General features: G+C 40.5%; 15 protein-coding genes, 15 tRNA genes and 1 pseudogene. 23 read left to right on the forward strand and 8 right to left on the reverse strand.

The features are described 5' to 3' along the window. Positions 1–9: 9 nt before the first annotated feature. The 15 genes from AC2YHV_RS22800 (at position 10) to AC2YHV_RS22870 (ending at position 1420) form a co-directional block, all read left to right on the forward strand. A tRNA-Asn gene (locus AC2YHV_RS22800) sits at positions 10–84 on the forward strand. 5 nt (positions 85–89) lie between these two features. Continuing rightward, positions 90–181, forward strand: a tRNA-Ser gene (locus tag AC2YHV_RS22805). Positions 182–190: 9 nt separating this feature from the next. After that, positions 191–265 (forward strand) — tRNA-Glu (locus tag AC2YHV_RS22810). A gap of 15 nt (positions 266–280) precedes the next feature. After that, positions 281–356, forward strand: a tRNA-Val gene (locus AC2YHV_RS22815). A 102-nt stretch (positions 357–458) separates the two neighbouring features. Continuing rightward, positions 459–532, forward strand: a tRNA-Met gene (locus AC2YHV_RS22820). Positions 533–537: 5 nt separating this feature from the next. Then, a tRNA-Asp gene (locus AC2YHV_RS22825) sits at positions 538–613 on the forward strand. A 12-nt stretch (positions 614–625) separates the two neighbouring features. Then, positions 626–701, forward strand: a tRNA-Phe gene (locus tag AC2YHV_RS22830). A 7-nt stretch (positions 702–708) separates the two neighbouring features. Next, positions 709–784: transfer RNA gene (locus AC2YHV_RS22835), tRNA-Thr, on the forward strand. 16 nt (positions 785–800) lie between these two features. Continuing rightward, a tRNA-Tyr gene (locus AC2YHV_RS22840) sits at positions 801–884 on the forward strand. Between the two features lie 9 nt (positions 885–893). Continuing rightward, positions 894–967, forward strand: a tRNA-Trp gene (locus AC2YHV_RS22845). Positions 968–984: 17 nt separating this feature from the next. Further along, positions 985–1060 (forward strand) — tRNA-His (locus tag AC2YHV_RS22850). Between the two features lie 35 nt (positions 1061–1095). Next, a tRNA-Gln gene (locus AC2YHV_RS22855) sits at positions 1096–1170 on the forward strand. 3 nt (positions 1171–1173) lie between these two features. Next, positions 1174–1248 (forward strand) — tRNA-Gly (locus AC2YHV_RS22860). Positions 1249–1257: 9 nt separating this feature from the next. Next, positions 1258–1331, forward strand: a tRNA-Cys gene (locus tag AC2YHV_RS22865). Between the two features lie 8 nt (positions 1332–1339). Then, positions 1340–1420: transfer RNA gene (locus AC2YHV_RS22870), tRNA-Leu, on the forward strand. Positions 1421–1742: 322 nt separating this feature from the next. Here AC2YHV_RS22870 and AC2YHV_RS22875 read toward each other — a convergent pair. Together AC2YHV_RS22875 and AC2YHV_RS22880 are read right to left on the reverse strand one after the other, a co-directional pair. Beyond that, positions 1743–2033: a hypothetical protein gene (locus AC2YHV_RS22875; protein WP_034305321.1), complete on the reverse strand. Its 291-nt coding sequence runs from the start codon at positions 2031–2033 to the stop codon at positions 1743–1745. A 412-nt stretch (positions 2034–2445) separates the two neighbouring features. After that, entirely contained in the window at positions 2446–2652 is a 207-nt protein-coding gene (locus AC2YHV_RS22880; protein WP_098186839.1) for a hypothetical protein, read from the reverse strand. Between the two features lie 476 nt (positions 2653–3128). Here AC2YHV_RS22880 and glsA point away from each other — a divergent pair, with 476 nt between their 5' ends. Then, positions 3129–4070, forward strand: a complete 942-nt coding sequence (glsA, locus tag AC2YHV_RS22885; RefSeq protein ID WP_487374279.1) for a glutaminase A — start codon at positions 3129–3131, stop codon at positions 4068–4070. Between the two features lie 126 nt (positions 4071–4196). On the opposite strand, the gene AC2YHV_RS22890 is transcribed toward glsA, so the two are convergent. Beyond that, positions 4197–4391, reverse strand: a complete 195-nt coding sequence (locus AC2YHV_RS22890) for a hypothetical protein (RefSeq protein ID WP_098864911.1) — start codon at positions 4389–4391, stop codon at positions 4197–4199. Beyond that, positions 4378–4899, reverse strand: coding sequence for a tyrosine-type recombinase/integrase (locus AC2YHV_RS22895; protein WP_487374280.1), 522 nt, complete (start codon positions 4897–4899; stop codon positions 4378–4380). The genes AC2YHV_RS22890 and AC2YHV_RS22895 overlap by 14 nt, the downstream gene beginning before the upstream one ends. A gap of 358 nt (positions 4900–5257) precedes the next feature. Here AC2YHV_RS22895 and AC2YHV_RS22900 point away from each other — a divergent pair, with 358 nt between their 5' ends. The 3 genes from AC2YHV_RS22900 to clpP all read left to right on the forward strand — a co-directional run bounded on the left by AC2YHV_RS22900 (position 5258) and on the right by clpP (position 7255). Further along, positions 5258–5584 (forward strand): hypothetical protein, encoded by a 327-nt coding sequence (locus AC2YHV_RS22900; protein ID WP_268564916.1) that lies wholly within the window; start codon positions 5258–5260, stop codon positions 5582–5584. Positions 5585–5932: 348 nt separating this feature from the next. Then, positions 5933–6640 carry a sigma factor gene (locus AC2YHV_RS22905; RefSeq protein ID WP_487374235.1) on the forward strand — a complete coding sequence of 236 codons (708 nt, stop codon included), beginning with the start codon at positions 5933–5935 and terminating at the stop codon, positions 6638–6640. Between the two features lie 30 nt (positions 6641–6670). Next, positions 6671–7255, forward strand: a complete 585-nt coding sequence (clpP, locus tag AC2YHV_RS22910) for an ATP-dependent Clp endopeptidase proteolytic subunit ClpP (protein WP_034305312.1) — start codon at positions 6671–6673, stop codon at positions 7253–7255. A gap of 124 nt (positions 7256–7379) precedes the next feature. On the opposite strand, the pseudogene AC2YHV_RS22915 reads toward clpP, so the two are convergent. After that, positions 7380–7499 (reverse strand): annotated as a pseudogene (locus AC2YHV_RS22915) (alpha/beta hydrolase); the annotation flags it as partial. Positions 7500–7635: 136 nt separating this feature from the next. Here AC2YHV_RS22915 and AC2YHV_RS22920 point away from each other — a divergent pair. After that, positions 7636–8223 carry a DUF6241 domain-containing protein gene (locus tag AC2YHV_RS22920; protein WP_487374236.1) on the forward strand — a complete coding sequence of 196 codons (588 nt, stop codon included), beginning with the start codon at positions 7636–7638 and terminating at the stop codon, positions 8221–8223. 151 nt (positions 8224–8374) lie between these two features. Here AC2YHV_RS22920 and AC2YHV_RS22925 read toward each other — a convergent pair whose 3' ends face one another. Further along, the gene (locus AC2YHV_RS22925; RefSeq protein WP_098186834.1) at positions 8375–9268 is read right to left on the reverse strand and encodes a TauD/TfdA dioxygenase family protein; all 894 of its coding nucleotides are present in this window, start codon (positions 9266–9268) and stop codon (positions 8375–8377) included. 29 nt (positions 9269–9297) lie between these two features. Then, on the reverse strand, positions 9298–10287 hold the full coding sequence (locus tag AC2YHV_RS22930; RefSeq protein ID WP_487374237.1) for an ABC transporter substrate-binding protein: 990 nt from the start codon (positions 10285–10287) through the stop codon (positions 9298–9300). Between the two features lie 381 nt (positions 10288–10668). Between AC2YHV_RS22930 and AC2YHV_RS22935 the strand changes: the two genes are divergently transcribed. Both AC2YHV_RS22935 and AC2YHV_RS22940 read left to right on the forward strand, forming a co-directional pair. Further along, positions 10669–11436, forward strand: coding sequence for an ABC transporter ATP-binding protein (locus tag AC2YHV_RS22935; protein WP_063577319.1), 768 nt, complete (start codon positions 10669–10671; stop codon positions 11434–11436). A 22-nt stretch (positions 11437–11458) separates the two neighbouring features. Further along, positions 11459–12292 (forward strand): ABC transporter permease, encoded by an 834-nt coding sequence (locus AC2YHV_RS22940; protein ID WP_487374238.1) that lies wholly within the window; start codon positions 11459–11461, stop codon positions 12290–12292. Between the two features lie 61 nt (positions 12293–12353). Here the strand turns inward: AC2YHV_RS22940 and AC2YHV_RS22945 are convergent, their stop codons facing one another. Then, entirely contained in the window at positions 12354–13523 is a 1170-nt protein-coding gene (locus tag AC2YHV_RS22945) for a sensor histidine kinase (RefSeq protein ID WP_176548602.1), read from the reverse strand. Positions 13524–14138: 615 nt separating this feature from the next. Between AC2YHV_RS22945 and AC2YHV_RS22950 the strand changes: the two genes are divergently transcribed. Further along, positions 14139–15068, forward strand: a complete 930-nt coding sequence (locus tag AC2YHV_RS22950) for a glycerophosphodiester phosphodiesterase (protein ID WP_487374239.1) — start codon at positions 14139–14141, stop codon at positions 15066–15068. The last annotated feature ends 124 nt before the right edge of the window (positions 15069–15192 follow it).

Raw genomic sequence — 15192 nt, forward strand, 5'->3', positions numbered from 1 at the left:
TTATATTGTTCCGCAGTAGCTCAGTGGTAGAGCATTCGGCTGTTAACCGAACGGTCGTAGGTTCGAGTCCTACCTGCGGAGCCATTATTGGAGAGCTGTCCGAGTGGCCGAAGGAGCACGATTGGAAATCGTGTAGACGGGTAACCCTGTCTCAAGGGTTCAAATCCCTTGCTCTCCGCCATTTATACCTGGCCCGTTGGTCAAGCGGTTAAGACACCGCCCTTTCACGGCGGTAACACGGGTTCGAATCCCGTACGGGTCACCATTTAGATAACATATTGGAGGATTAGCTCAGCTGGGAGAGCATCTGCCTTACAAGCAGAGGGTCGGCGGTTCGATCCCGTCATCCTCCACCATTTTTAATAAGATCAGGTTGTTTCTGCATAAAGGATTGATTATTCAGCCCATTGAAACGCTTAACACGAAAACTTGATGCAAAATAGTAACATTATTACCGTCGCGGGGTGGAGCAGTCCGGTAGCTCGTCGGGCTCATAACCCGAAGGTCGCAGGTTCAAATCCTGTCCCCGCAATCTATGGTCCCGTGGTGTAGCGGTTAACATGCCTGCCTGTCACGCAGGAGATCGCGGGTTCGATTCCCGTCGGGACCGCCATTTTTATTGTTTGGCTCAGTAGCTCAGTCGGTAGAGCAAAGGACTGAAAATCCTTGTGTCGGCGGTTCGATTCCGTCCTGAGCCACCATAGTAGTGCCGGTGTAGCTCAACTGGTAGAGCAACTGACTTGTAATCAGTAGGTTGGGGGTTCAAGTCCTCTTGCCGGCACCATGTTTCATCCATATGCGGAGGGGTAGCGAAGTGGCTAAACGCGGCGGACTGTAAATCCGCTCCTTCGGGTTCGGCAGTTCGAATCTGCCCCCCTCCACCATTTTATTACAGGGGTATAGTTTAAAGGTAGAACAGAGGTCTCCAAAACCTCCAGTGTGGGTTCGAGTCCTACTACCCCTGCCAATTTAAATTATATAATGGCGATTGTGGCGAAGTGGTTAACGCACCTGATTGTGGTTCAGGCATTCGTGGGTTCGATTCCCATCAGTCGCCCCATTTTAAAAAATATGATATAATGATTACAACGTTAATGGGCTATAGCCAAGCGGTAAGGCAACGGATTTTGATTCCGTCATGCGAAGGTTCGATCCCTTCTAGCCCAGCCATATGCGAAAGTAGTTCAGTGGTAGAATACAACCTTGCCAAGGTTGGGGTCGCGGGTTCGAATCCCGTCTTTCGCTCCAAAAAACGTTGGCGGCATAGCCAAGCGGTAAGGCAGAGGTCTGCAAAACCTTTACCACCGGTTCGATTCCGGTTGCCGCCTCCAACATACATGCCGGTGTGGCGGAATTGGCAGACGCGCACGACTCAAAATCGTGTTCCTCTGGAGTGCCGGTTCGACCCCGGCCACCGGTATCACCAATAGCGAAGGATTGCTATTACAAAAAGCTTCACACTTAATTGTGTGAAGCTTTTTTGTGTTCATGACACTACAAGATCAAATAATTTTCCATCACTCAAGAATGTAGGAAAAGTGAAACGAAGGAGCAAACAAACATCATGGGAGTGATTAAGGGTATTAGGATATCATGTGATACGCTGTGACAGACGCCTATTGAAGCTACAAAACGATACATGAATTCTCTATTAAGGAGCACGTTTGTTACTACGATTAAAAAAAACGAATGGTCAAAGAGTATTAACTCTGCCATTCGTTTCGTTAACTTTGATAAATGATTTAGAATTCAATATTCATAGCATTCAAGTCTGCTTCGGTATAGCCAGAAGCGGAGAGTGCGATTTCAATTTTTTCAGCAGCCTTATAATCAAATAATTTGAATTTAGACATTAATGCGAAAGCATTTTGATTTTCGATCGCCAAGGCAACAGCCTCCACGTCTTGCAGTAACTTCAGGTCTTCAATGTAGAATTGAGCGGTTCTCATAGCTAAATACTCATTCGTTGTAGTCGAACTGTAGAAAAGCCTTGTTAAAGTGGCGATTGCGTTAGGAACGAAAATCTTATTCATAATTACCCCTCCACTATTCATAATATTCTGTCACCCGAGTCATTACTAGTATGAGTCACTCTAAAAATGTTGTCAATCTTTATCTTTTGAGCATTTTTACTCACCAGTTGAAAGTAGATATATATTGAAATTGAGTAATAAAATATCTGAGACTTTTCCAAAGGCAAAAATCATTGCACCGGGTGCACGACGTAGGCGAAAGAATGAAGTTTTTTTACGAAACGAACCAAATTATATCTACCATGTTGATTCAAGCTCGATCGTTAGGTCTCAGGCTCGATCATAACCAGTTTGATTATATACTTCTTCTATTTACTTTATTCAACAAATGGGCCGTTTTTTAGAAATTCTTTCAATGATGAGATCGTTTCTGTGTTCGGAAATTTTAAAGGGCTTATGAATCAACAGATCCTTATAAACTGTAAAGAAGGCGGGCTCCCACATTACGCAGCTCTCCAGATGAAACACTATCAGCCACAATTATTTGCATGGTTCTCGTAGCTGTCATTCGTTTGTCTGGATGCTTCAGTTGTAGCTGCTGTTGTATCGCTCGGAAAAGTTCATTATTTTCTGGACGGTTGGCGTTATAGATTTCTTGTAAACTTTTTGATTTTCCCATGACCTTTCCTACTTTCCATCAAGTGTGAAATACATATAAAAGCTTATGCAATAATATTCGTATGTTCTATATTTCCGTCTGATCGCTTCTAATTCCTTCTTTTTTCAATTAAATCTTTAAAGAACAGAGAAGTTGCCCCTGTTTTTTTACAAGGCGTAAGCCCACCTATCTTACAGCTTGACCTTTGTTATATATGTTGTTGTTTTTCTTTATTCTTTAAAAAAGAACCTGTGCATTAAACAGGAGGGAGGTATAGGAAGACCTTATAAAGGGTGAATTAAATTCAGTAAATAATAAATGGAGGAGCATATAAAAATTTCTTTAAAGAATTATTATATAAGAAATCCAAGACCAGGAAAGTAGCCGCTTAGCAGTATTTTTAATAATATCGATGGAATATGGCAATAAATAAAAAAACACTATCAAAGAATACTTCACAAAACAAATTTTCTAAGGGGCGGAAAATTGTGAACAATATGGGATGTCAATGCAGGTCCAATGACGAATTACAGCAACTGGTTGATGAGGCAAAAAAATATACGAGTAACGGAACAGTGGCAAACTATATACCGGCTCTTGAAAAGGCGAATCCTGAGGATTTGTCTGTTGCTATTTATTATCCTGACGGGAAAGGATATTGTGCGGGGAATGTAAGCGGTAAAATGACCCTTCAAAGCATATCAAAAGTTTTGACACTTGCTCTTGTATTAATGGAAAAAGGGGAGGATCATGTTTTTTCCTATGTAGGAAAGGAACCCACTGGGGATCCTTTTAATTCAATTGCCAAGCTAGAGACAAACAAGCCATCCAAGCCGTTAAACCCCATGATCAATGCAGGAGCATTGACTGTGACCCACATGATAGAGGGTGCCAGTGTAACCGAGCGATTTCAGCGTATTTTACATTTTATCCGGGAGTTGACGCAAAATCCGAATATCGGCTTTAATGAAGATGTTGCCCGGTCAGAATATAATACAGCAGACTTGAATAGGTCGTTAAGCTATTTTTTAAAGCAGCATCATGTAATAAATGAGGATGTGGAGGATTTAATCGAATTGTATTCGAAGCAGTGTGCCATTGAAATGGACAGTCAGGATTTAGCGAGGATAGGCTGTGTGCTTGCCATGAATGGGAAAGATTTGCTGACGGGAAAGCAAATCATCCCAGGGGACATTGCCCGTATTTGCAAGACATTCATGGTTACCTGCGGCATGTATAACGCATCAGGTGAATTTGCCATTAATGTTGGCATACCGGCTAAAAGCGGTGTGTCAGGGGGAATCATGGGAGCCGTCCCCGGAAAATGCGGGATTGGAATTTATGGTGCAGCGCTGGATGAGAGGGGGAACAGCGTTGCCGGGATAAAAATCTTGGAAATGATGGCGAAAAAGTATTCCTTAAGTATGTTTAATTTGTAAACATGGAAACCAGTACCGAGTCAGTCGGATGTTAATTGAGTTCAGTGTATAGCCTTAAGGAAACAAATTTTACTTTCAAGGCAAAAAAAAGACCTTTGCACATAAGGGCAAGGTCTTAGGACTATTTCATAACAAGTTGGAGAAAAGGGATACTTTTTTATATAAAGCATTTACCTCTTTATTTCGATGTTCCCCGATTTCATTTTTTAGCTGGCCTTCCATATCGATCATTAGATCAGCTAACTTCAATGCCTTTTGTCTGTCGGAAATATTGCTGCGAATGATAGATTCATATTTTGCATTGTATTCAGTCAGTGACATTTCTTCCGTCCTCCCATAGTGTAAAGTCATATAAGCTGCCCTCTGTTCCTTCATCAGCAAACCCAATGTACTTAAGTGTAATTACAGGGTGTGAATGGTTAAGGATCATTTGTAATTCAGCGAGGTTCTTACTTCGTTTATAGTGCCAGTACCCGAATGTTTTCCGCATGGTATGTGTACCGACGCCCTCGATGTCCACCATGTCCGCTGCTTTATTAAGCTGTCTGTATGCTTGTATCTTACTTATTGGCTTATCGCCCTTGCGTGAGGGGAATAGCCATTCACCATCAATGGTGGCTATATAGGCGGCCAATTCATTACATATGGTATTAAGCTGTATCATTCTTGGCTTTTTTGTTTTCCCTTCCTTGATGATGACCTCCATCTTGCCTTCAATGTCCTTTATCTTCAGCGATAATAGATCAGTCACCCGTAAGCCGGTATTGATGCCTAACAAGAACAATATGTAGTCTCTCTCGCTGCAATGTCTTTTCAATGACCATTTCATATCATCTAATTTTTCCGATGATCTGATTGGTTGAACGTCTATTAAATGTTCTTTTGGCAAAAGTGATCACCCTTATTTCACGCCAATGGAATCAGTATTTTGAATGTATACTTTTAAGAGTAACACTGAAAAAGGAGGGAAGTCAATTTGAGGGGTATATTGATATTTTTTGGACTGTCCATTTTATAGGGTTCGGAGTATTTTTAGTTGTTTATTGAATAATGGCAATAAAAACTTCTGGAACTTGATATAATGAAAATAGTAATATTTTTCTAAACTAGTGTTATTGATGGATATTTAATAGATGAATTAATTCATTCTGAATGTAATATGCTTTAGCAGGATTGGGGAAACCACCATGAAGAGAGTTTTGGCTATATTGAAAAAATTACACCCTATAATGTCAAGGTTGATTACCATGGCAATTATGGTTTTGGTTTTTTACTGCATGTTCATGTTCGCAGACCTGGATAATGAAAAGTCAGACAGCGAGCGTCATAACGTGCGGTCGGTGAATTTTGAAGAGATGAGCGATCAAGAGTCTGAAGAAAAGCCAGCAGGTTCTATGGTGAACTATTGTAAAGATAGCGCTAATGAGAGTCGCTCCTCCAGTTGGTTTGGTATGGAAGTAAACGAAATGGAACCTAGCGAATACACGGTCGAATGTATTGAACACTTAGAATAGCAGCAGAGTTCCTATGGATCGAATTAAGGATTCACACAAAGGCATCAGATACGTTACATCCAAGCGTCTGGCTGGCTTATTGGAATGGAGCGGAATGCACGGGGAATAATAAGTGCTTTGGAAAATAAGGTCTACACTGAAATGATTGGTGATGAACCGGGTACACAGCGGGGGAGGCCTATATTAGCCTGTTTGGATCTTAACCAAACAGGTTTTTAGTATGAAAGGAAATCCAATGGAAAAAATGGAATAGAATATAATGAAGAATGAAGGAAATTTTTTCACCCCCATATCTTTTTCTCTTTCTGAAACGTTTAGAGGATAGAGGGTGTTGAAGGAGTGAGAAAAATGATAAATAAATTGAGGGAAGATATTTCTGAAGAAAAGGATAACGGTACAATTTTGCGTGAAGTTTATCCTGAATTGATTCGGTTTTGCCGATTTCTGACCCAAAATAATTGGGATGGGGATGATTTGGCTCAGGAAACGATATTGAAGGCAATGCAGGGCTATGGGAAAAAAACGGTGATAACCACAGCTTTATTGAAGACGATAGCCCGACATTCCTGGATTGATACGATACGAAAAAGGAAAAAAGAATCTTTAGACGATCTGTTGGATACCGAACAACTGGGGGCAGTTGGGGGAAATGTCTTTGAAACTGTTGAATATATAATAAAATCCCTTACCCCGAAACAAGCGGTAGTGTTCATATTAAAGGAAGGATTCCTCTACCGGTCAAAAGAAATCTCAGATTACTTGAACACCACGGAAACGGCTGTAAAGGCAATCTTGAACCGTGTGAAGAAGCGTTTTGAGAATGATGTTGAAGATCGTAGGTTGGCTTGCGTGGAAGTTTGGCAGGATGAGGAGGAGCAGCGTCTCATGTCCCTGATGACACAGGCTTTAAAAGCCCAAAATCCTGATATCCTCATTAAAAGCATCCCATCTTTCAAATCCCTGAACAGTGAGTCGATGATTCCTAAAATGATGAATTGTTCGAATCTTTCCAAATCAAGCTTCACTCCTTCAAACACACTCTCAATGGCTGCATAGCCAATATTATTGTTAGGAGGAAGAAGAGATATGACCACCATTCCATATGTAATTGAGCAATCCAGCAAGGGTGAGCGCTCGTACGATATTTATTCCAGACTTCTAAAAGACCGTATCATCATGATTGGGGAAGAAATCACCGATCATTTAGCCAATAGTGTGGTTGCCCAATTGTTATTCTTGGCAGCAGATGCACCTGATAAAGAAATTACCATCTTCATAAACAGTCCCGGGGGATCGACCAGTGCCGGTTTCGCCATTTATGATACGATGCAATATATTAAGCCTGATATCCGGACTGTATGTACGGGGATGGCCGCATCATTCGGTGCCATGCTTTTATTGGCGGGTACGAAAGGGAAAAGGTGCGCTTTGCCAAATAGTGAAATCATGCTTCATCAACCGCTTGGTGGGGCGAGGGGGCAAGCAACGGAAATCGAAATTTCTGCCCGAAGGATTTTGAAGCTAAAGGATCATATCAATCAAATCATCTCCGAAAGGACCGGTCAGCCTATCGAAAAGGTGGCGAAGGACACAGATCGCGATTACTTCTTAAGTGCAAATGAGGCGAAGGATTACGGTATAATCGATGAAATAATCGTTCAGGATAATTAATTCTGATAAAGACGCTGGCTGTACTAAAACGAAAAGAAACTGCCGATATTAGATTGGCAGTTTTTTTTACCTTTTTACATCACTCCATCTATTTATCCACAAAACCCCATACCTTGTTTCAATACTATTCCAAATCCACTACCTTAGCTTCACAATGCCCGGCACCCGGTATTATCAATTTGTCTTTGTATACTGTTGCTGCATTATATGTGTCATCCAGTATGCAATAAGTGACGAATGAATCTTTTGGAAAAAATGGAATGGTATGTTGGGTAATTATCGATATCTGGGTTTGGATGTCTTCCTTTTCTGGATAGTCCATCCATTTAATGTGTTAAAATAAATAGTATCTGACATTATCAATCTTGGAGGAAGTTTTTATGAAGAAACCGCAAAAGGTTTTACTTATTAGTGGAATCTCTGCTGCTGCATTATTCGGGGTGGGGGTTGCTTCCTTTAAAATCATGGAGAACTCCAATGAGTACGAAAAAGCTCAACTCGTAATGGAAGCCAGGGAAGCCAAAGAACAAATTGAAAGAGAAAGAGAAGATGAAAAAATCGAAGCCAAAAGGGAAGCGAAAGCTAAAGCTGCGGAACTTGAAGCGAAAACGGCGATATATGATGGGATTGAATTTGAAACGGGACTTGATGAGGGCTCAACCGAAACGGAAGTCATGGACGTCATGCATAAAATGACTCATCAAAAGGTTCGCTCGCAAGATAAATGGGGAGCTATACCGATGTCCCCTAAGATTATAGAAGAAGTTTATAAAATAGTGGATTCAAGTGATTTTCAGCATAGAGATAGATTGCTGTCCATCGCTGCCCGGTGGCGAGACTTTGATTTTAGCACGATCGTTCAGGACCATAACTTCTTTTGGGAAGATAAAGAAGGCACCGTTGGAAAAGCCCATGGAACATTAAGTCGGGCAGAAGAGGTTGAATTCATTGAAGTTAATTTTAAATGAGGGGACAAAGTACTGAAAATGCCAAAGGGCGAGTTGGCTAGTCCTGCTCAATAAAGAAAACACTCAAACTTCCTGCAATAAGGCCGTTTGAATGTTTTCATTCGCTTATGGGGCAGTCAAGTAATGGAAGCTTACCTTCGATACAGGAGTTTTATTTCTTAACAATTAGTCTGCTGGACTCGTTCTCCTTGTTTACGGGAACGTCTTTTCCTACTGTGACCCTGCGAACGACGCGGTGCTGGTTCCCGTAATCGGCAATAGCGTAATGCTGCGTGGCTAGGTTATCCCAAATGGCCACGTCGCCTTCACTCCATTGCCAACGCACGGTATTTTCTAAGCGCGTGACGTATGAATCGAAGATGCTTAATAATCTTTCGGATTCACTTGTTGTATAGCCTTCCACTCTACCAGCAAAGCCACCTAATAACAAATGCCTTTTTCCGGTTTCGGCGTGTACGTGAACGACTGGGTGCCTTGTTTTATAAATGGTCGATTCGAATATATCACGATATTTCTTTTTAACCTCATCATCAATGTTTTCGGCTGGTTTGAATTGAGCATAATCATATTCATTTGTATGGATTGCCCATAGTCCGTCCGCTAATTTCTTCAATCCATCCGGCAGGTCCTCATATGCTTCATTCGTATTGGCCCAAACTGTATCTCCGCCAACATCAGGGATGGTCACCCCTCTTAAAACAGAGTATTTAGGAACCTCTGGAACGAAAGTGACATCAGTGTGCCAATGGTTTGCTTTAGCACCGCGTTCGGAGTCAAGCTCGAAAATATAGTTAGTATTGTCTTTGACCGGTACTGTAGGATGTGCATAAGGTTCACCCAATAGTTTGGCAAATGCTTCTTGGCTGGCATCGTCCAAATGATTTTGACCTTTGAAGAATATGACTTTATGATCGTTTAACGCTTGTTTGATTTCATTGAAAATAGTTAAATCCAAGTCTCCGCTTAATTGCACTCCTTGAATTTCCGCTCCAATCCTTCCTGCTACCGGTACCACTTTCAATTGTTGTGTTTTAGTTTCCGTCATAATCAATCTCCTCCTGTAAGGTTAGTTTTTTATTTTTTAAAGGCTTCATCAATGTATTCATTGTTGATCTGATTTTTAAAATTAAATGATTTCTTGATATAACCCACACCAGCTAAAGTATCGATGGATTCTTGTTGTGCTTTGATGGCATCTTCGGTAAAGAAGATATTTGGTTTTTCGGCCGTTATTATTGTCTTTACGGTGCTCACTGGCAATTTAGTTTCTTTGGAATAAATTTCAGATGCTTCATCTGGATTCTCAATTTGCCAGTCGGCTGCTTTTTTATAAACCTTTAAATAGGCCTCGACAATTTCAGGATGCTCTTCGGCAAAGCCCTTACGTGCAATGATTGCACCAGGAGCTAATATTTTTCCTTTTACTTTAAGTGCGACAGCATTCCCTTTTTCAATATTATTAAGGTAATAAGGGTTCCATATTGCCCAGGCGTCCAATTTTTTGGTTTCAAAAGCCGCTTGAGCATCATCTGGTTGCAAATTGATGAGTTTAATGTCATCAGTCGTTAAGCCATGGGCTTTCAATGCCTTGATTAAATACACATGACCCGTTGTCCCCGAGGCAACGCCGACCGTTTTTCCTTTTAAGTCTTCAATCTTCTTTATGTTTCCTTCTGCTTGAGCCAGGATCCGGACAGATGACTCACCCCGTCCTGTTTGTGCAATCACTTCGAATGGCAGATTCTTATCAATGCCGGCAATCAGTGCACCATCCCCTAAAAAAGACAGGTCAACCCGATTGGAAGCGAGGGATTCCAAAAGCGGGGGACCACTCTGGAATTCACTCCATTCGATTTGAGCATCCAGTTTAGAAAACTCTTCGTTGAACAATCCCTTTTCCTTTGCAATGACCAATGGTCCCATCTTGCCATTTAAGGCAATATGAACTTTCAGTGGATCACTTTTCCCGGAAGCTTTGCCGGCATCGGAATTACAGCCTGTCAATACAGCGATGCTAATGATGGCAAGTAGTACTGCGGTTAGATGTTTACGATATTCCTTCATGAATTTCCTCCTTTTTTACAGCTATACACATCTGGATAGCCAGACTAATGACAAAAAAGAGATTCAACGAAGAGTTTGCTTGGTTACTCTTCATTGAATCTCCGGTAGTCCAGTTGATTCACATGACCTTTATTTAATTGGCTCCAGTGTGAAGCGGATTTGTGTATGAATGCATCTTAACAGCTGTTAGAATTATCTGTCAATTATTTTTTACGATTAATCCGATAAAATAAATTGGTATTAGGTGTTGATTATAAATAATCGATAAGTTAATATAAAATGAAATATTGAATCGACTAGTTAACTAGAGATTCAGCAAAGGGACAATTTGTGCCTTATTGCTGGATCTCTATTTTTTTTATTTGAGAAAGGGTGAGGGGATTGGTTGCGACATTAGAAATTAATCAGGTAAGCAAAACATTTAAGAATGAGAATGAAAGTGTCCATGTTTTGGATCATTTAAATCTGACCGTCAACAATGGTGAGTTCGTAACCATCATTGGTCCGAGCGGCTGCGGGAAAAGCACATTATTAAAGTTGATCGCAGGACTTGATTCAGACTTTGATGGCACGATCATGGCAGGGGATCTTAAGGTTAGCGCCCCATCAAAAGACCGTGGTTTCATTTTTCAGGAGCACCGATTATTTCCATGGCTAAACGTGGAGAAGAATATTGCAGGTAACCTTCCATTAAAGAAACCGGACATTCGAAAAAGGGTGGATGATTTGATATCACTTGTTAAACTAAAAGGTTTTGAGAAGGCGTATCCACGCCAATTATCCGGAGGAATGTCACAGCGTGTTGCCATTGCCAGGGCCTTATTGCGTAATCCTGAAGTTTTATTGCTGGATGAGCCATTCGGTGCATTGGATGCATTCACGCGAACGCATCTTCAAGAGGCTTTACTGGAAATATGGGAGAGGAATAAGACAACGATGGTGCTTGTCACCCATGATATTGATGAATCCATCTTTTTATCGAGGAAGGTGGTCGTCATGGATGCAAAGCCTGGACGGATTAAAGCTATCGTTCCGATAGATTTGCCATACCCAAGAACCCGAACAAGCAAAGCGTTCCAGGAATTCAGGTCCGTCATATTAACACAACTTGAACATCATCCAGCAGAGGTGGAAGATTGGAGCATTTAATTGAATTTTTGAAAAAGGAAGGATGAAAATTATGTCTACACAGACCGTTGCACAAAACAAGCACCTTGTCATAAGGGAAACGACAAAACAATCCAAACTTGCCAAATCGGCATTGCGGGGTTCGGTCCTTCCCGTTGTCGTGTTGATTGCATGGCAAGCATTAGGTTCGGTTGGCATCCTGCCTGCCCAATTGTTCTCATCCCCTTTCTTGATCGTCATGACGTTCATTGATCTCGTCCAGTCGGGGGAAATGGGCATGCATTTACAGATCAGTTTAACGCGGGCTTTTCTAGGCTTTGCCTTAGGTGGGTTTTTAGGCTTATTGTTTGGTGTCATCGTTGGGATGCAAAAAAAATCCGAAGAGTATCTTAACCCAAGCATTCAAATGTTACGAACGGTTCCTTTACTCGCGATCACGCCTTTATTCATTATGTGGTTCGGGTTTGGTGAACTATCAAAAGTGCTGCTTATTGCTTTAGGTGCTTTTTTTCCTCTATATCTACAAACTTTTTTGGGTCTTCGGAATGTGGATAAAAAACTCTACGATGTTGCCCTAATCTTGGAGTTTAGCCGTCGGGAACAAATAACGAAGCTCATGATTCCGGCAGCATTGCCTAACATATTACTTGGTATCCGTTTAGCCTTAAGTGCGGCTTGGATGTGCCTGGTCGTCGCTGAATTGCTTGGTGCGGATAGAGGGGTGGGCTTCATGATCCAGGATGCCCGTTCATTCATGCAAACGGACGTCGTATTCGTAGGCATCATCATATTTGCCCTCGCTGGTAAAATCTCAGACTCGTTTGTCCGCCTTTTAGAAAATCATTTTCTGAAATGGCAAGATAGCTTTAAAGCGTAATTGAAAAAGGATGACTGCCCGGTGATGGGTGGTCATCCTTTTTCTTATTAGGTATGTATGTTTAATCTATTTTATTATATAAGGGCAAATAAATGGTGAACGATGTTCCTTTGTTCACTTCGCTCTGTACCACGATTTTCCCTTTGTATTTTTGAACGATGGAATAACAAACGGTCAGGCCGATACCGGTCCCCCTATCTTTAAGCGAGTAAAATGGGGTGCCAAGTATTTCAAGCTGCTCTTTTGATAAACCTATTCCTGTATCCGTTATTCGTATTTTTGCCATAGTGCGTTCCTGCTCTGTTTCCACCTTGATGAATCCGGGTTTGTTCATTGACTCAATTCCATTTTTCATGATATTGACCAGTATCTGTTTAAGCTCGATGGGATTCATGTTAATGTGCAGGTCGTCACGGAAATCGAGAAGAAAGCCGATGTTGCGATTATTGGCAAAACTGGTCAATAGGTCGGAAATCTTTTGGATTTCATCATTTAAAGGAATGACCTGTACATTATCCGTTTGCGGTTTAGCTAAAGACAAATAGTCATTGATAATCACTTGTGTATATTCAAGTTCCGTAAGCATGGTCTGTACATAAAATTTTTCCGTTTCATTCAGTTCCTTCTCTTGATCTAATAGCTGGGCAAACCCTTTAACGACTGTAATCGGATTACGTATCTCATGTGCAATGGTGGCAGCTAGCTGTCCGACTGAGTTCAATTGCTTGGCCTGCTGTATTTCCTTATGAAATGCATTATTGGATTCCATCCTATTATTGGTTCCTATGAATACGAATACCAATATGATTTGTATAGCGATGAAATTAAGCGTGTTGCCGAAACTATCCAAAGCGACATATTCATAAGTGTGTTGAAGATCCGTTTTTGAAATGATCAAGATGGAAGCGGGACCTAATAAGATATTTAAACTGGCCACAATATAAAACCCGATCTTATCAAAGAGAAAAATGGGAAACAAGGGTGCTATAGCAAATAAGGCCAGCATGATGGCAGTATCCGGGAATATCCAAAATTTGCTATAAAAATAAACAGTAATTAAGAAAATGAATAGGGTTTTATAAAAATTGACTTCTGTTTTTAAGAAAAATAACAGAGAAATTATCATCCCCGATATTAAAATGACCTGTAATGTCATCTCGTAGGGATTATCTTTCCAACTTATAGGTGATACAGAAATCCCAACTAATAGTAAAAAGGATATCATTGCCATGAAAGCCTTCAGTATAAATCGGTGTTTGTTTTGATAATATTGATAATTTTTTAACATAATTCCCCTTAGTATTAATATTCTGTTTGCTTAATAGTAATATGATACTAGTTTTTTGTAAATCAGAAAAAGATAGATTTTGTCATCGATAACCTTTGTATCTATATTATGGAAAGGGAAAGGTGTGTACTTTCCAATATATGAGATTTATCGTCTGAAAGTTTGGTTTATTATAGGTATGGAAGATTTAAATTGTTTGAATAAGAAGCATGACTTGCATAAAAGCGGAGTAAGGAGTTAAGAAATGCGGAGGGTTTGGAAATATTTGGTTATAATCATTTGGACGGTCGTTTTTTTCTACTATTCCAATATGTACATGCCAAGAAATATTTTATATTTTTTTTAGAAAAAGAGGCTTTTAGGAGGCTTCTTATCATTAATCAAACAATAAAGTTTTCATACAACTTTTTGGTTGGGTAGAACGAACTGCATGAATGCCCTGCTTTTGATAGGTTATTTTAACCATTTTAACTACTATATTATTTCTTTACATTATATTCGCTGTAGATTCACATTCCCCTTTTAAAATAATGGTAATAATAGGAGGGAGAGAGGGAAATGAAAACGAATCTAAAGAAATTCGGTTTTTGTATGATGAGTGCGGCCTTTATATTGCAGGCTACTTCAATGGGGGCCTCCGCTGCAAATGGAAGTCATTCCAATTCATCTATTCATGAGAAGAAAATTGTGAATGTCGCACATAGGGGAGCTTCTGGTTATGCACCTGAACATACCATTCCCGCTTATCAAATGGGAGAACAAATGAAAGGCGACTACATAGAAATCGATCTTCAAATGACCAAGGATGGTAGATTGGTAGCAATGCATGATGAAAAAGTGGATCGTACAACGAATGGTACTGGACTTGTGAAGGATTTAACGCTGGCAGAAATCAAGAAACTGGACGCCGGTACTTGGTTCAATGAAAAATATCCACAATTGGCAAAAGAGGGATATGAAGGGTTAAAGGTCCCTACTCTTGAAGAAGTCTTTAAGAAGTTTGGAAAGAAGGCCAATTACTATATCGAAACAAAGTCCCCTGATGTGTATCCAGGGATGGAAGAAGAACTTCTGCAGGTTCTGGAAGAATATAAAATGGTGGATTCGAAGGGCCGTACAAACAATGTATTAATACAATCGTTCAGTAAAGAAAGCCTTATGAAGGTTCATGATTTGAATCCAAAGTTACCTCTTGTGCAACTTTTTTCATACAAGACCCAAGCAACCATTTCCGATGAAGAATTGGAATCCATAAAGGAATATGCAGTTGGCGTTGGCCCGAACTTCAGTAAAGTTGACGGACAATATGTGAAGATGGTTCGAAACCATGACCTCCAATTCCATCCATATACAGTAAATGAAAGAGCCGATATGAAAAAGGCGCTTGAGTGGGGTGCAACGGGGCTGTTTACGAATTATCCCGATGTGTTCAACGAGGTACTAAGTGAGTATAAGCACAAAGATAATGGAAATAAAGTTATTAAATAAATGGTTTCAAATGTGAGTTCCGGTTTCCGGGGCTTTTTTTTTTGTCATCCAGGTGCAGCATAATGGGCGATTAATTCTTGGGGAAATTAGATGTCCATAGGCTTAGTAGTCTTTCGGACGGGTA

The sequence above is a fragment of the Peribacillus sp. SRI_006 genome (assembly GCF_057586375.1).

What these genes read in the sequence shown, in the direction of transcription:
- AC2YHV_RS22905 (WP_487374235.1), top strand. Translation starts at nt 5,933, where the DNA reads ATGATAAATAAATTGAGGGAAGATATTTCTGAAGAAAAGGATAACGGT.
- AC2YHV_RS22925 (WP_098186834.1), bottom strand. Translation starts at nt 9,268, where the DNA reads ATGACGGAAACTAAAACACAACAATTGAAAGTGGTACCGGTAGCAGGA.
- AC2YHV_RS22945 (WP_176548602.1), bottom strand. Translation starts at nt 13,523, where the DNA reads ATGGCAATGATATCCTTTTTACTATTAGTTGGGATTTCTGTATCACCT.
- glsA (WP_487374279.1), top strand. Translation starts at nt 3,129, where the DNA reads ATGGGATGTCAATGCAGGTCCAATGACGAATTACAGCAACTGGTTGAT.
- AC2YHV_RS22895 (WP_487374280.1), bottom strand. Translation starts at nt 4,899, where the DNA reads ATGAAATGGTCATTGAAAAGACATTGCAGCGAGAGAGACTACATATTG.
- AC2YHV_RS22900 (WP_268564916.1), top strand. Translation starts at nt 5,258, where the DNA reads ATGAAGAGAGTTTTGGCTATATTGAAAAAATTACACCCTATAATGTCA.
- AC2YHV_RS22890 (WP_098864911.1), bottom strand. Translation starts at nt 4,391, where the DNA reads ATGTCACTGACTGAATACAATGCAAAATATGAATCTATCATTCGCAGC.
- AC2YHV_RS22880 (WP_098186839.1), bottom strand. Translation starts at nt 2,652, where the DNA reads ATGGGAAAATCAAAAAGTTTACAAGAAATCTATAACGCCAACCGTCCA.
- AC2YHV_RS22940 (WP_487374238.1), top strand. Translation starts at nt 11,459, where the DNA reads ATGAAAATTATGTCTACACAGACCGTTGCACAAAACAAGCACCTTGTC.
- AC2YHV_RS22950 (WP_487374239.1), top strand. Translation starts at nt 14,139, where the DNA reads ATGAAAACGAATCTAAAGAAATTCGGTTTTTGTATGATGAGTGCGGCC.
- AC2YHV_RS22875 (WP_034305321.1), bottom strand. Translation starts at nt 2,033, where the DNA reads ATGAATAAGATTTTCGTTCCTAACGCAATCGCCACTTTAACAAGGCTT.
- clpP (WP_034305312.1), top strand. Translation starts at nt 6,671, where the DNA reads ATGACCACCATTCCATATGTAATTGAGCAATCCAGCAAGGGTGAGCGC.
- AC2YHV_RS22930 (WP_487374237.1), bottom strand. Translation starts at nt 10,287, where the DNA reads ATGAAGGAATATCGTAAACATCTAACCGCAGTACTACTTGCCATCATT.
- AC2YHV_RS22920 (WP_487374236.1), top strand. Translation starts at nt 7,636, where the DNA reads ATGAAGAAACCGCAAAAGGTTTTACTTATTAGTGGAATCTCTGCTGCT.